Origin of the sequence: Mesorhizobium sp. CO1-1-8, assembly GCF_020164875.1 — a bacterium.
Lineage (GTDB): Bacteria > Pseudomonadota > Alphaproteobacteria > Rhizobiales > Rhizobiaceae > Mesorhizobium.
The window spans coordinates 46,504-61,431 of the sequence record NZ_JAIUGZ010000028.1; the positions used below are offsets into that span (position 1 = coordinate 46,504).

At 59.1% G+C, this 14,928-nt stretch carries 13 protein-coding genes and 3 pseudogenes; 7 read left to right on the forward strand and 9 right to left on the reverse strand.

Annotated elements, in window-relative coordinates; genetic code table 11:
* Positions 1-76 precede the first annotated feature (76 nt).
* The 3 genes from LB558_RS31965 (at position 77) to LB558_RS31975 (ending at position 4,463) form a co-directional block, all read left to right on the forward strand.
* Complete coding sequence (locus tag LB558_RS31965) at positions 77-586, forward strand: EF-hand domain-containing protein (RefSeq protein ID WP_224701266.1); 510 nt, start codon at positions 77-79, stop codon at positions 584-586.
* Positions 587-900: 314 nt separating this feature from the next.
* A complete protein-coding gene (locus tag LB558_RS31970; RefSeq protein ID WP_224701268.1) occupies positions 901-1,194 on the forward strand; it encodes a hypothetical protein in 294 nt (97 codons plus the stop codon).
* Between the two features lie 659 nt (positions 1,195-1,853).
* On the forward strand, positions 1,854-4,463 hold the full coding sequence (locus LB558_RS31975) for an EAL domain-containing protein (protein ID WP_224701306.1): 2,610 nt from the start codon (positions 1,854-1,856) through the stop codon (positions 4,461-4,463).
* A 70-nt stretch (positions 4,464-4,533) separates the two neighbouring features.
* On the opposite strand, the pseudogene LB558_RS31980 reads toward LB558_RS31975, so the two are convergent.
* From LB558_RS31980 to LB558_RS33285, 4 genes and pseudogenes are all read right to left on the reverse strand, one after another.
* Positions 4,534-4,848, reverse strand: a pseudogene (locus LB558_RS31980) (phosphatase PAP2 family protein); the annotation flags it as partial.
* Positions 4,849-4,945: 97 nt separating this feature from the next.
* Positions 4,946-5,656, reverse strand: a complete 711-nt coding sequence (locus LB558_RS31985) for a hypothetical protein (protein ID WP_224701270.1) — start codon at positions 5,654-5,656, stop codon at positions 4,946-4,948.
* A gap of 5 nt (positions 5,657-5,661) precedes the next feature.
* Positions 5,662-5,820, reverse strand: a pseudogene (locus tag LB558_RS31990) (SOS response-associated peptidase); the annotation flags it as partial.
* Entirely contained in the window at positions 5,765-5,998 is a 234-nt protein-coding gene (locus tag LB558_RS33285; RefSeq protein WP_224701280.1) for a metalloregulator ArsR/SmtB family transcription factor, read from the reverse strand. The pseudogene LB558_RS31990 and the gene LB558_RS33285, both read right to left, overlap by 56 nt.
* A 501-nt stretch (positions 5,999-6,499) precedes the next feature.
* Here LB558_RS33285 and LB558_RS32000 point away from each other — a divergent pair.
* Complete coding sequence (locus LB558_RS32000; protein ID WP_224701282.1) at positions 6,500-6,955, forward strand: hypothetical protein; 456 nt, start codon at positions 6,500-6,502, stop codon at positions 6,953-6,955.
* Between the two features lie 178 nt (positions 6,956-7,133).
* On the opposite strand, the pseudogene LB558_RS32005 reads toward LB558_RS32000, so the two are convergent.
* The 4 genes and pseudogenes from LB558_RS32005 to LB558_RS32020 form a co-directional block, all read right to left on the reverse strand.
* Positions 7,134-7,345 (reverse strand): annotated as a pseudogene (locus LB558_RS32005) (hypothetical protein); the annotation flags it as partial.
* A gap of 399 nt (positions 7,346-7,744) precedes the next feature.
* Positions 7,745-8,647: a plasmid partitioning protein RepB C-terminal domain-containing protein gene (locus LB558_RS32010; protein WP_224701284.1), complete on the reverse strand. Its 903-nt coding sequence runs from the start codon at positions 8,645-8,647 to the stop codon at positions 7,745-7,747.
* Positions 8,644-9,531, reverse strand: a complete 888-nt coding sequence (locus LB558_RS32015; protein WP_224701286.1) for a plasmid partitioning protein RepB C-terminal domain-containing protein — start codon at positions 9,529-9,531, stop codon at positions 8,644-8,646. The genes LB558_RS32010 and LB558_RS32015 overlap by 4 nt, the downstream gene beginning before the upstream one ends.
* On the reverse strand, positions 9,531-11,099 hold the full coding sequence (locus LB558_RS32020; protein ID WP_318011691.1) for a recombinase family protein: 1,569 nt from the start codon (positions 11,097-11,099) through the stop codon (positions 9,531-9,533). Before LB558_RS32020 ends, LB558_RS32015 begins: the two co-directional genes overlap by 1 nt.
* A gap of 264 nt (positions 11,100-11,363) precedes the next feature.
* Between LB558_RS32020 and LB558_RS32025 the strand changes: the two genes are divergently transcribed.
* From LB558_RS32025 to LB558_RS32035, 3 genes are all read left to right on the forward strand, one after another.
* A complete protein-coding gene (locus LB558_RS32025) occupies positions 11,364-11,678 on the forward strand; it encodes a glycine zipper 2TM domain-containing protein (RefSeq protein WP_224701290.1) in 315 nt (104 codons plus the stop codon).
* A 178-nt stretch (positions 11,679-11,856) separates the two neighbouring features.
* On the forward strand, positions 11,857-12,471 hold the full coding sequence (locus LB558_RS32030; protein ID WP_224701292.1) for a class I SAM-dependent methyltransferase: 615 nt from the start codon (positions 11,857-11,859) through the stop codon (positions 12,469-12,471).
* 106 nt (positions 12,472-12,577) lie between these two features.
* Entirely contained in the window at positions 12,578-12,949 is a 372-nt protein-coding gene (locus tag LB558_RS32035) for a nuclear transport factor 2 family protein (RefSeq protein WP_224701294.1), read from the forward strand.
* Positions 12,950-13,377: 428 nt separating this feature from the next.
* On the opposite strand, the gene LB558_RS32045 is transcribed toward LB558_RS32035, so the two are convergent.
* Positions 13,378-13,695 (reverse strand): hypothetical protein, encoded by a 318-nt coding sequence (locus LB558_RS32045; protein ID WP_224701296.1) that lies wholly within the window; start codon positions 13,693-13,695, stop codon positions 13,378-13,380.
* Positions 13,696-14,928: the final 1,233 nt, after the last annotated feature.

A 14,928-nucleotide genomic window follows, 5' to 3' on the forward strand; every position in this document is an offset into this window, starting at 1 on the left:
TCAGGAACCATGAACCGAGCTGCTGGTTGGGTCGATACGCCGGGTGGTCGGCGTGGCAATCACAAAGGAGAACCCAATGACACGACCTGTCAGAACTGCGGTTTTGGCCGCCGCGTTCGCCATGCTCGCCTCGTCAGTCTTTGCTCAATCGGGGGATGCTCCCAAACCTCCGCCACCAGCCCAGGATCGCACCGCCGGCGAAGCCGGACAGAACCAGCAAGCCATGCGCCAAATGATGCGCGAGATGATGGATGAGATGCTGCAGGAGAGATCAATAAAGGACCGAGACCCCGGGCCGGATTGGCGACATAGCGGCCCAACGCTTCAAGACGACGGAACGGGCGATCGTGATGTGGCACCTATGAGGCATGGCCGCAGGGCCGGAGCCGATATGATGCAGGGTGCCAAAATGAGAATCATGTTCGCCATCATGGACACCGACGGTGATGGTACGCTGTCGCGGACGGAGGTTCAGGATTTCATCGGGCGGATCTTCAACGCTGTCGACGAGGACGGCGATGAAAGCGTCGACATGCAGGAACTCCAATCCTTTTTCCATCGCGGAGGAGACCAGGACCGGCGTTAAGTCGACAGGTTTGTACCTCGGCCTGCCCGACGTCTGAAGCGAGGGGCCACAGGCGATGGCTTGAAGGCGGTGTTGGCTCCGAGCAGTCGTCGTGCTTCCTGATACCCGCCAGGAGCAACGAGGTAGGACTTGCGCAATGCTCGCAGGGGGCTGGACGGCTGTTCCAGCTCGTGATGAGCCAATTCATCGACCTACCAGATCCCCGTCGACGCGAAGGAGGATCATCGGCGATAGGCCAGAGATGAAAAAGGGAGCTTGCCTGCGTGGTCCAAGCCGCAGGTCTCAGACCACGCATTGCGAGGTTAGGGGTAAACATGCATCTCATCCAGATACTGCTTCCTCGCGCCGACAACGAGGGAAAGCCCTTCGCCAAGGAAGAGTTCGACCGGGTAAAGGAGGAACTCGCGCTTCGCTTCGACGGAGTCACCGCCTATTTGCGGGCGCCCGCGGAAGGCGTGTGGCGGGATGGCGCAGACGAGATTGTCATCTTCGAGGTCATGACTGAAGAAGTCGATCTGCACGATTGGCGAAGGCGGCGTTTGGAACTGGAGCGGCGGTTCCGCCAGGAGCAGGTTGTAATTCGATATTTACCAATGGCTTTGGTCTAGCTCCTGCCTAGTTAGGTAGCTGCGTCAAACTTCGTCGGTCTCTTTCTCCTCACCGAGGGTAAGTTCGAGTAGCTTGACCGCATCATTCATGCCGAACAAAGCAATATCCGAAAGATTGCCCATTTTGCGGCAGATGAATGTTGCGACGTAACAGATCCACGCCTGATAGCAGTGCTCAGATTTGTCGCCCGCTCCTATCGAGCGCAATCCGTTGAGGCTGCAGATGATCTGGTGGAGATCACGCTGCGCACCGCCATTCAGGAACTAGATGGGCGACTGGAGGAAATCAGCCTGTTCAGCTGGCTGAGCGCAATCATGGCGCGATATCGGAAGTGAGCGCGCCGGGGGCCGACGACCCGCTCCCAAGCTGCCGGCCGCGCCAGAAAATTGCCATTCCGCCATCAATGCACCCAGAAAGCGCCTCGTCTGGCTCGTTCGCGCGGTTGGGGAATGCTCGTCGCGGAGCGCTGCTCCAAGGGTGCCGCTGTCTGCGGACGCCAAGCTCGACTCCTGAACTCCTTGAGAGCGCCACCTAATGCTAAATTACCGGGCTTGGTGGAAAACCAAATTTAAGTACTTTCGGCTAGGCTCGGCCCAGGGGTATTGCCCGAGAAAGGTATTTGGGTCAATTGGCCAACACCGCATCCAGTCTCAGCCGGTTGAGACACTCCGTTTTGTCTTCAGCGAACCTGCCGGCGGCGATCGCTTTTGTGGTGCTTGTGATCTGCGCCGTGTTGGCGGACCGGGAAAACAGGATCGTTTCAGACCAATTGGCGCGCGCCGACGTCTCGGCCAAGGTTAACATCATAAGGGCCAAGCTGGAAGGCAACATCAACGGCAATCTCCAGCTTACGCGGGGTCTGGTTTCGGCGATCGTGACCGAACCCTATATGGGGCAACAGAGGTTTGCGGCCCTGGCCAGCAACCTGTTCGAGCAGGAATCTCAGCTGCGCAACATCGCCGGCGCGCCGGACCTCGTTATCTCGCTGATGTATCCAATGCCTGGCAACGAGAAGGCCATCGGCCTCGATTACCGCAAGAACAATGCCCAACGCACCGCCGCGCTCCGGGCGCGCGACCTGCGGGTGCCCGTGCTGGCCGGTCCAGTCGACCTGGCGCAGGGCGGCCAAGGCTTCATCGGCCGCTTTCCGGTCTTCGTAAAGACGGCGGGGGGTGGCGAGCGCTTCTGGGGCATCGTCTCCGTCGTTGTTGACGTTGAGCGCCTCTACAAGGCAAGCGGCCTTTTTGACGCCGATCTCGACATCGAAATCGCCCTGACCGGCAAGGACGGCCTTGGCGGGACGGGTGATCGCTTCTTTGGTGGCGAGCGCGTCACGCGTGCCGACCCGGTGACCGCAGAGGTGCATCTGCCCTCCGGTTCCTGGCAGATCGCCGCCATCCCCAGAGGTGGCTGGGCCGCATCAGCGAAGAATCCCTGGGCCTTGCGGGCCATCATGGCATTGGCCGGTGCGCTCGTCGTTCTGCCCATTCTCGTTGCGGGGCGGCTGTTCGGCGAAAGGCAGAAAAACTTCGCCGAGCTCAGGCGATTGTCCGGTCGCCTGGAGCTCGCGCTGGATGCGTCGGGAATCGGTGTCTGGGAGCACAACATCGCCACCAACGAGCTGGTGTGGGACGACCGCGTCAACGAAATCTACGGCAGGCCGGCTGACCGGAAGCCACGCGGCTATGATGACTGGGCCTCAGCGATTCATCCGCACGACATCGAACGGGCGCAGCAGGATTTCGATGCCGCGGCGGCGGTAAAGGGCCCCTATTCCTCGCAGTACCGGATTGTCCACCCGAATGGTGAGATCCGGCATGTGCGCGCGCGTGCGACCTATTTCCAGGGCCGCAACGACACGCCCAAGATGATCGGCGCTGAATGGGACGTCACGAGCGACGTCGTGCTCAACGAAAACCTCGTACGAGAAAGACAGCTGTCCGAACTGAGGAACGCTGAGCTTGAAGTGGCCAAGGGGCGCATCGAACATGTGGCGCTGCACGACTCGCTCACCGGGCTGCCGAACCGCCGCTATCTCGACGAAATGCTGGCGACGAGCGCGCGTCGAGGAGAACGAACCGCGCTCCTGCATTTGGACCTTGACCGCTTCAAGCAGATCAACGACACGCTGGGGCATGCGGCCGGCGACGCCATGTTGATGCATGCCTCGAAGGTCATCAAGGCAAATGCCGGAGCCGCCGACTTCGTCGCGCGCATTGGCGGCGACGAGTTCGTGGTCATTTGCGGCGGGCGCGACGATCCCGAGCTCGCCGCACTAGCCGACCGCATCATCGAAGAGATGCGGCAACCCGTCAATTTTCGTGGCCACCAGTGCCGGTTCGGCGTCAGCATCGGCGTTGCGGCGAATACGGGCGAGGGGCTCGACGCAAGGCAGCTGCTGGTCAACGCCGATCTCGCCCTCTACCGGGCAAAGAGCTCAGGCCGGAACCGCTACGAGTTCTTCAACGAGGAGCTGCAAAGCGAAATCGTGGAAACCAAGCGGACCGCCGACGAGATCCTGGGCGGCCTCGAGCGCAACGAATTCATCGTCTTCTACCAGCCGCAGTTTGACGCCGGCACATTGGAAATCGTCGGCGTGGAGGCCTTGGCCCGCTGGCAGCACCCGACGCGCGGCATCCTGACGCCCGACGTCTTCCTGAAGGTCGCGGAGGAACTGAACGTTGTCGCCCTGATCGACCGAACGGTCCTCAAAGCGGCGCTGGCTGACTTTGAGTGCTGGCAGCTTCAGCACCTCAACATTCCACGCGTTTCGGTCAACGTCTCGGCACGCCGGCTCGAGGACAAGGACCTGATCGATGGTCTTCGCAAGCTCAACATCCGCGAAGGGATGGTCTCCTTCGAACTGGTCGAGTCCATCTTCCTCGATGAGAATGACGACCTCGTCGCCTGGAACATCGAGCACATCAAGGACCTCGGCATCGACATTGAGATAGACGATTTCGGCACCGGCTACGCCTCGATCGTCAGTTTGCTCAAGCTTCAGCCGCGCCGACTGAAGATTGATCGCCAACTGATCACACCCATCACCGGCTCGCTGCCGCAACGGCGCCTGGTGTCATCCATCATCGAGATCGGCAAATCGCTCGGCATCGAAGTGGTTGCCGAGGGCGTCGAGACGATGGAGCATGCGCGCATCTTGAAAGAGCTCGGCTGCGACCTGCTGCAGGGCTACGCGCTCGGCCGCCCGATGGGCGCTAAGGCTTTAGAATCCTTCGCCCAATCTCGCAAATGGCCGGCCGCGGGATAGCGGTCTCGTGTCGCGGAGTTGGTGATCTTGCACGAATACAAGGTCGTGCGACAGCAAGTCCAGGGGCGGATCAGGACCCGCGCCGCTGTTCGATACAAAGGGCCCCCGACCAGCAAAAGATTGCCCAAGCTGATCCGACGCACCATCCCGCAAGTACATCTGTGGGGTAGTGAACGCCGAGATATATCCGGCTCATTCCGACCATGATGGTCAGGAACACGGCCAGGGCAACGAAATACCCTTTCACCCGGCGATCAGGATTTGCCTTGGCCAGCAAAGCTCCAAGCCTAAGGAAAGTGACAGCGGACAACATCGCGCGGCCGCTCGGAAAACTGGCGGTAAAGACCCTGGTGGTGTGGAAAATGTCGGGTCTCTGGCGATCAAAACCAGGATTGATATTGCCGGCAGCTTGCTTGCGAAGCCGGCCTTCCGAGTAAGCCGACACCCTGTCTTTTCCGAACGGTTCGCTCTTTCAAGACGATCTAACGGAGCAGGCCCTCGTCGTCGAACGCGTCCCAGCCCTTCAACTTAGGCCCGGGAGCGTCATCTCTGGAATTATTCCCGGCACCGCGAACCTTCTCGCTACCCTTTCCCGCCCGCGTCAGGGCAGCCTTGCCGGCACCGCGTCGCCTGTTCTCTGTAACTTGCTGCGCGTCCTCTTCGCGCCAAAGGCTTGGCAGATCACGATCAAGGATGTCCTCGATGTGCTTGGGATCGAACACGTGGAAGGTGACGGCCTTGGATCGACCGCGCATCTTCACGGTGCGGGTGCCAATGCTTTGCAGCCGTCCGTCTTTCAGCCACTTGTGACGCTCACGCGAAGAGATCGCGAGGATGTCCTCGGCCTCGCGCGGCAGGACCGGGAGTACTTCGATGGTTTCCAGCATCTTGGCGATCTTGTTCGAGGCGGCCTCGAACTCTTCGGCATCGTCTTCGCGCATCCGCAATGTCATGCGACCAGTCTCGGCTTTGATGTACCTCCTCACCGCCCATGGCAGGCGGGCACGTATTTCACGCTCGATACCTTTCGTGCGCACCGACGAGCCAAGCGTCGCTGATGGCTGAAGTGGCCACTCGGCAATCAGTGACAACGAGGTGCTGATGCTTTGGCGAGAGCCGCGATCTCGAGGAGTCACAATAGCCGCAGCGATGCAGCCACGAATCTTCCGGGTTCGCGCAAAACGCACGGGCATCTGTGCTACTCGCTTCCTTGTCGCACGGTTTCTACCGCCAACGAGCCGGCCGGCAGGCCATTCAACAGCTCCAGCTCGGGTTTCGTGAGGTGAATCCATGCCACCCAATCATCCGGGCGGAGCACCACAATCTGCCGATTGTGGATGGGCGCCACGTCCGGGCCGGTAGTAAACCCGTTGGCTATCCCGGCGGGTCCAAACCAAACGGAGCCTTCGCAACTTGCGGAGATGCGTTGAAAGCGACGACTGCCGAATTTGCAAATTGTCGCCAATGGCATTTAGCGAGACCTCTCCATTGCGCAAATGGCGGAAGATCAACAGCCGATGTGGGCTTCCTACCACGTGAGGAAATCAGATGCCTCATCAGCATGTATCAGCAACTTCGAGTTGCCTACGCTCGCCGCTTTGCACGTGCCTTAAACCCAGAGTGCTAAATGGTTCAACGCCAATTTGTTTGGCGGAGCGGGTGGCGCCCCAAAGCCCGCCACCATCACGGTAGCGGGCTCCTGAAAGGGCAGGCATATTGGGGGGTGGGTGCTGCCCTAACAAGCGGACCGTTGCGTGGAGGCTTGGCGCCCGTCAATTCAAAGACGCCCGCCACCTCTCGGCAGCGGGCAGGGGTCACAGTTTAGCTAGGGATTACCCGCCTGTCCCATCAGCGATCTGGCCGATGTGGCGGGACGGGGCAGGAATTTCGGATTACGAATTTAGGGTTGTACGACTCGCCTCTTCCTCGATCCCCGCGCAGGTCAGCTTGGCTTTGAGCGGAATTTTTTACGTCACGGACGATGTCCGTCTGGACGCCATGTTAGCGGACGCTAAATCAGAGGGATGCGACGCTTCTTGCTGGGCCTTACAGTTTGTCTCTTTTGCAGCACGTTGCTTCAGGCCGAAGCATGGCAGCCCTTCGGCGTCCGGCAGCTTGGCTTTACATTCGATATTCCTCCGGGTTTCGTGCTGAGCCAGCATTCGGATCAGGGAGCGGCTTTTCAGGGGCCGAGAGAAGCGTTCCTAGTCGTTTGGGGCGCACAATTGGGCAAAGCCAGTTTTCGCGCCGAGATTGAGCATCGCATGATCGAGGACGAAAGGGCCGGTTGGCGACTGACCTATCGACGCATAGCCCCCAGGTGGGCCAGCTACTCGGGAGTCAAGAATGGCGAGATTCGCTATGTCCGCGCAATCATGGTCTGCGGCGACCGCGCCGCTCTTTTCACGATGAATTACAGGAAGTCCGAAAAGAAACCATATGACCCTGTTGTCGTGCGCATGGTCCGGTCCCTGAAGGCACAAGGCTGCTAAGTTGGGTGGCGGGTAATGCGGCGCAACGACTACTGGTGCCGCAGCATTTTCCGGACGCTCGTGTGGAACCCGGGACCAGCTTTCTGCGACTTGCGTATCGAGGAGGAGAATCCGCTTGGTTTCTTCGGCAAACGATCAGATACCACAAACGGCAATTGGCGATTGGACCTTGCGGCGCTCATACGCCACTTCTTGTTCCGGGCCAGCTGCCGCGCCTTCCGGTCAGCCGCGCCTGTAGCAGCACCACGACCAGCAGGTAGAGCCCCCGGATGACTGAGTGCCAGTAGGCCGAGAGGGAAATCCAACCCATCCGTTTTCAAAGTTCAGGATGTTGCCTCCGAGCGCCGTTCGTGCCTCCTTTGTGCAGATTACGCTGGCCAGGGTGCTCCCGAACACGTCGTCTACAGTGCCCAGGGCAAGCCATCAGCTCAGCACGACTTTGAACGCCTACGACATCCTCTGCAGGTTTGCGCCTCGGCCCGCAGCGCGCCAGCCGATGGATTGCCAAAATAGCGGCCTTGTGCTCGCTGAGCATGGCCGAGCAGTGGTCCATCAGCTACAATGATGCCCCTGCCAGACTCCTGGTGAATCTGCGAAAGGCCGGCATCCTCGATTGAAACGCCGTACGGGCGGCAAGTAGGTGCCGTCGAACGGCGCGCCCGGTTATCAGGCCGCGCGCCCCAAGTTGAGGCACTTGCCAAGACCACTTGGAAAACCAGCGGCAAGCAGGCGTCATCCATATCGGGCGGATTGCTGATGTTGTCAGTGGGAATGCCCTCTTCGCAGAAATCAGACAGGCGTTTGGACAGAAGTGGTCATTTTCTGAAATTCAGAAAGGATTTCCGGGAAACTCTGCGCGAGATATCGAACAACACGCGCGTTCTCCAGCAGCCGGCTGAGATATCCAGTGGCCACCACCAGATCCAGGTGGTCAGATCCGTAGCTCTCCTCGACAAGCCGGTATTCCTTATCGAGTTTGGCTGATTCGTTCTCCATCAAAGCGATCTGCGCATCGCTCAGTCCGGCTAGCTTTTTCGGCTGCGACGTATCGGCAAGCTGGGAGGGCGAGGTCGCGCCCACCAGGGATTTTGCGTAGTTGATCGAGAACTTGTTCATGGCAATCATTAGTTGCGCCGCCTCGATCTGACGGACGGCTGCCAGCTTTCGCAGTTCGATAAACGTGTTGGTCGGAACGAAGCGGTCCTTGAGCATGTCGATCGCTTCCGGGCATATCCCTTTCAGCAGATGCTTTTTAAGCCTGATTTGGGCAATATTGACATTCAGGGTCCTGGCGATGGTCTCTTCAGGGACGCCGCTGTCGATGGCCTTCAGGATCATGAAGTGTTCCTGGATGGTGGCGAGCCGGCTTACCCGTTTGTTGTAGGTGAATGCCTCGTCATCATTGGCGACCAGACAATCAACCTCAGTGGCGCCCATCTCGTGCAAGATCTCGATGCGCATGTGGCCGTCGACCAAGAGGTACTTTCCCGGCGTATCCTTGTCCCTTGCCACAACGGGCAGTTCCACCAGTCCGATCTCGCGAACGGACGACCTGACCTGTTGGTATTTTGGGGTTTCCCTGGCGCTTTCGGCGATCAGGTGAAGCGGCTGGATGTCTTCAAGCCGAAGGCAGATTGTATCGCGCTCAAAAGCGGATTTTACGTCCGGAAGGGTAGGACGCTTTGTGGTCATGCGGGCTCAACCCTGCTGATCCGGGCCGCCAGGTTTCGTGGAAGGGTGTCCAGTCCTTCCGCCGCAAGAAGGTCCTGGAATGCCTCTTCTGCCAAGAGCTGCCGCAAGGCGTGGGTGACAAACAGCAGGCGGTTTCGCGTTGCATCCGCTTTCCGGACCAGAATGCGTTTCCTGTCAGTGTCCGCTTTGAAAGCCTTGATCAGCGCTGACGCTGAAGGATTTTTCGTGCGTTCTGGCAGTAACGTTCCCAGGCCTTTTCCGCGCCTGCGGCGGTTCTCAATCAAGCGGCGCGCTATCACAAGCTTATGACCACGCAGCTGGTTTTTTTGATAGGCAAGCTGAAGAACGGCCTGGATCCCGGGCTCGTCGGCGGTGGAAATATCGACTGCTACCGACAGCGGAATCTGGCCTGAGTCGACTGCCCGCAGAAGCCGCTGTTCGCCTTGCGACAGCAGGCGTGCAACCCCTCTGACATATTCGGTCGAAAGACCGATCTTTGCTGCGATGTCGGCGTCCGAATAGTTGTTTTCTTTCAGCCGCCCGATGTCGCGAAGAAGGTCATAAGCGGTGTGATACCGGCGAGCACAATTTTCCACCAACCCTTTGACCAGCGCCTCGGTCTTGGTTGCCTCTATCACAAACGCGGGAATCTCGGTCTGGCCAAGCAGCCTGAAGGCCTCGATCCGCCCCTGACCACACACCAGGTCGTGCGTGAAAGCGCTTTCGTAGACATCTCTCTTGGTCACTGTTATGGGGCGCTTCAGGCCGACGCTCTTGATGCTGTCGACGATCTCCTGGAAGGACTTTTTGCCTCGCGCACGCGGGTTGGTAATCTTGATCTCGTCGAGGCGTAGGAGCAAGATTGGTCTTTTGGCGGTGACCATCAGCGGGCGACCGCGACGGCATCGCGTTCAGCCAAGGCGAACAGCGGATCCAGCGATTTGAAGAAGAAAGTGTTGAATTCCAGTCTTTTGTTCAAGGCGTGGTTTAAGGGCTTTCCGCCAATCTCATTTGCTGGCGCAATCAAGTAATCGAGGATCGTCTGGTTATCCGGGCTCATGCGAATGGCTACCTTCAGGTCCGCAGTGGGGCCTCGCTCCGCAGAGGCCACCCAATGAGGATAGCCGTACGGCGTGTTGCGACAGCGGCCCATCGCAATGGATACGGTGAATTCCTCGTTGACGCGAAGCACGCCGAGACCGCTCTGACGCACCGCAGACCCGCCCGCCCGCTCAATGGTCGCGACTATCGTTTGGACGATTTCTTCCAAGATCTCCCGAAGCCGCCTTCTGATATCAAGAAAACGATAGTTCTGGGACGGATCGTGTCCAACGAGCTTGTAGGCTCGCAGCAGACTGCCGAATTTTTTCCTGTAGCGGCTGCTTGGCGGACAGTCAGCCGCCGCGTCAATCATCGGGCCCGAAAGGGTGCCGCGCCTCTTCAGAAGTTCGGCGAGCACAACCAACATCTGACCGTTGCTCATCTTAGATGAGCGGGCGTCGGCTATGACTTGAGCCCGTTCGAAAAGTCTGCGGTCTACAATGGGTTCAAAGACGCCATCAGCGCGCACCAATTGGGCAGTGTCATTGGTCACCTTCCTTTGCTTGAGCTTGAAAGACTGTCGGTTCCAGACATTGTTGCCCACATATTTTTCGTTGCTGAGTATCTGATGAATGGAGTGGCGTTTCCACGATCGATTGAGATCGGTGACCACGCCCTTGGCATTCAACGACCGCGCAATCTGGAGCTCGGTCCGGCCAGCCTTCACGTATTCATTATAGATCCAGCGCACCGTCGTGATTTCATCAGCTGGTCCAGGCACGAGGATCACCCGATCCGTCTGGAGGCTCTTCTGCTCTTTGAGAGCGAGCATGGTCTTTGTGCGCCCATGCTGGTCGATAAGCTGGCGCCTCAGACCCAGGCCGGACGACCCTCCTTGCCGGTATCCCATTCGAATGAGCCTGCACTGGCCGGCAAACACCTTGACCGACAACACTCGACTGTGCTCTGCAGCCATGCTGCGCTTTATCGCCTTGAGCAGGTCTGACCCGATGCTGCCATCGTTTGCAAACTGTTCTCCACAGTATTCAATCCGCACGCCGGCAGCACGGCACCGGTACTCGTACGACGCACTCTCATCGGGGTTCTGGAATCGCCCCCAGCGACTCACGTCGTAGACGATGACGATTTCGAAATCCGCTATCTTCGCCTCCACGTCCGCCAACAGCCTTTGCAAGCCGGCGCGACCTTCAAGGCTCAAGCCGCTGCGACCCGCGTCCTCATATGTGGCTACGATGTCGTAGTTCATCGCAGCCGCGAATTCACGAATTGCATCCTTCTGATTGTCGATCGAGAAACTCTGGAGGTCTGTGGACATTCGCACGTACTGAGCCGCGCGCACGCGTTGTGCGTCTACAGCAGGTCGAGGGGCTGTGTGCGCCTGTTCCATCATTCAGGCCTAAAGGCACATTGAACGTCCGCTTGAGCCGGCAACCCTAGCGGCATGAGGCTTCAATTCCGTTACACATTGACCGACACTTTGTATCGAATGAAGCCTTGTTGGCATGGAACTGGAGGACCCAAACGGACAGGCAGGGTTTCTATCAACGCCCGAGAAACCATGTCTTTTATCGTGAGGGCTCGTGCCCCCGTTCCGCCGCATTGCGGCCGCACGTGGCAAGCTATAGGGATATCAGGCCTTTAAGGGAGACTTCACATGAACTTGCACAAAGTCATAGCCGCCGTGCTGATGACCGCAGCATTGGCAGGGTGCGCGCAGACCGAAGGCCAGCAACGTGCCGGAACTGGCGCTCTGATCGGCGGCGCTGGCGGCGCCCTCGTCGGTCAGGCCATCGGTGGCAACACCGAAAGCACGCTCATCGGCGCTGCCGGCGGCGCCCTGCTCGGCGCCGTCGTCGGCTCGGCCACTACACCGCAACGGCGCGGCGAACAGATGTGCCGCTACCAAGACCGCCGCGGCCGCATCTACACGGCACCGTGCGACGACAGGTACTACAACGGCGATTATTGAGCAGAGGGTAGTCTGCTCATCCACTGTCCTAAGTGGGAAATGGGAACGGAAGCTCCCTGTGCGGAGTAGCCCTGGTCGTACATTTTTGTGATCGCGCCGCCGGAGGCGGCGCTACGTTGTCATTTTTTGCCCATAACATAGTGCTACCAGCAAGGGCGGCGGGGTTCTGGAGGTCATTATGACTGAGAGCCTTGCCGGCACCCTGAAAAATCGGGGCACACAGGCAGCCAAGCGGCTGCTTGGCTACGATTCCCGCAACTGGCTGCGCATCCGCCAGATCGAGGCGTTCACCCTCTTTCTCGAAGCCAGCAACCGTAAATCCTCCGACGTGATCGAGATTTCGCCCGGCTGGAACCGCTATTGGCGGGCGATGTGCCCCAATTACCGCTCGGTCGATTTCCCCGCTTTCGACATCTGCAGGGATCGCACCGACGAGCAATATTCCATCGTCATCGCCGATCAGGTGCTGGAACATGTGCGCCGGCCGCAGGCGGCGGTGGAAAACATCCACGCCATGACCCGACCCGGTGGTTGGGCGATGGTGGCGACGCCCTTCCTGTTTCGCGTGCACGCCAAACCGCACGACTACAACAGATGGACGCCTGCCGGCCTCAAACAGCTGATGCTCGAGGGCGGCTTCCCCGAAGCCAACGTCAAGGTTCACGGCTGGGGCAACAAGGCCTGCGCCAGGGCCCATATTGGTGGCCCCGTTCGCGCCTACGGACTGCGGCGGGATCTCAGTAACGACGACGAATACCCGCTGATGGTCTGGGCGTTCGCCAAGAAGGGGTGAGGAGCGGAAGCCGCGCTCTATCGCGGTGATGGCCAGGGAGTCTCGCTGGACACTTGACCGGATCCGCCGCCAGTGACCTACTTCGACTTCGAGGAGGCGTTCGCGAATGGACATTCGAGCCACATTACAGGAGCTATGTAAGGCCTTCAACGCGCACGATCTCGATCGCATTATGGCGTTCTTTGCTGAGGACTGCGTTCTGGAGATGCCAAGGGGGGCCGAGCCTTGGGGAACGCGCTGCGAGGGCAAGCGCAGCGTAAGAGACGCGCTTGCGACACGCTTTGAGGGTTTGCCCGATGTGCATTACGGCAATGGGCAGCACTTTGCGGACGATGCTGCCAACACCGGCATGTCGAAATGGACCCTCACCGGAACAACCCGCGAGGGCGTAAAAAAGGAAGTTCAAGGTTGTGACTTCTACACGTTTCGCGATGGAAAGGTGATCCGCAAGGACTCATATTGGAAGATCGTGGAGTAGGGGTTGGCAATTCTTGTCGGGATCTTTTCGTTGTCCGGCAATCCACACGAGATGGGATTCCGCAATGCGCGTTTGCATTGCCGTACTCGCCGACGAGATGCCAACCCCATCAATCACGGGAACGCATTCGAAGTAGCTGCCAACCATGTCCTCATGCATGTTTGATCTCCCAAGCTAAGCGAACGATATTCCATGTCCGGCACGCCGCCACCCACAAACAGACTCGTCGGCTCGCCATATTCACCCACGGAAGGGTTTAGTCTCGCACGACCGCGCAATGACGCCAGCATGCTTGCCCACCAGTTTCCTCGCAGCACGTATCGCTCTGTCCAGTCGGCTGCTCTGCCGGTCGACGGGTTGGAGGTCGCCGGTCTCGTGACGGTCGAAGGCCGTGACTACGATCAGCCTGGGTGCTTTCTGTTGGTAAATTATTTGACGTGGAGGGTGTCTTTCCGCTGGACCAACAGCCGGTTGAAGTTGAGCGGCGCAGGGGGAAGAATTTCTGTCATCTCGAATAGAGGCACAGGGTTTTCCGGCTCCGGTGCTTTCTGCCTGGCCGTCAGGTCGGTGATCTCCTCGTCGCGCCTCGCAATCCGGCTTTCCAGATTGGCAATGCGCTCCGCAAGGAAATAGCGCCCAACGGCAAATCCGCCGCCGCCGAACAATACGGCAGACGTAGCAAAGGCCAGCGGGTTAGCCGCCACCAGCGCAGAGTTGCTTTGAATGAAAGCGATAAAGTCATGCATGGCTCAAAAGCACTCCTGTCACGCGGGGAACGATTCACCCTGCCGAGGTCGCGCGAGGGACGTAATACCAGTCGCATCCGGCCGTTTTTGGGCAACTTCGTCCTCCCTTGCCCTGCCGTGTGGAACGCCGCGAGTTCGTCAGGACAAGCTTCCTCAGAGGATAGTTTCGTCCAACCGCGCTAACCGAGCCGTAGGGCGGGAGTGGAACACTTCGCAATCTCCACGTCAGTCATCTCACGGCAGGGGCGTATCATCGTAGCCAATGGAAATTATCCCCGGATGCCTGTGGGGCTATGGCGAGTGTATGAGTCTCTAGCTCGTAATAGGTCAGCGCCTTTACGGTCTCAAGCGGGCTATCGTAGCAGGTGATAAGCTTCACGGCTTCAGAGTGCAGCTCGGCTTTGCCTCGGCATCGAAGTACATCGTTCCCATCCCGCGTCTTTATGGGGCTGCGATGATCGGCACGAGCCTAGCGCTCGGCCCCTACGGCAATGCAGTAGTGAACAAAAAGGGAACATAAATGTCAAGCATGAACTGACTCGGGCGAGGGATAAATTCCGAAATGTTGCAGCCACTCTCAAGGCGTAAGGATTCGCTCGCTCATTAACCACTATGCTGGTTGAGCATTGAGGCCAACGTGCCCGCGTTCGACGTCCCAAACACGCTTTGGCCTCTGGCGCGTTCCCCCCGGACATGCCGGAGGTTGCCTGCCCACCGCCAAGAGCAGGGTGCGACTGCACCGGCCCGGCACGGATCCACGGCACGGGTGGAGAGTCACTGCCGAGAAAATGGCTTTTACCTCGAAGACGGCCAGCGGATCGAGCCTAGCAGGGAGTTTTCGAGGATCAACAAACCTAGGCAGCGTCCGACCAAATGCCAGCCGAGGAAAGCTCGCGACGGGAAGCATCCGGTCGCTGCGGCCCCGGCGCGTTTCACTCCTCCCCGACTGGGAGGTGGTTCGCGGCGAGCGAAAGCACCACCAACAGATATGGCGAACCTTTCGAACGCGAGAGCCTGCATACCTGAGGTGGGGGCGACCCGGGTTAGTTGTCGTGGGGCAAAGAGCGCTCATGAGCGAGAGTGCTGCCGAAACGTGGTAAACTTCTGAGCGGAACTTTTATCGTAAAATCTGGGCACGCGCGAGAGCCCTGCCAACGGGCGCGTGTTGCGGAACCACATTAGGCGGCCCTCATAGCGGCCGAAACGCTTGCGTCCTTCCTCGCAGCTCAGAGC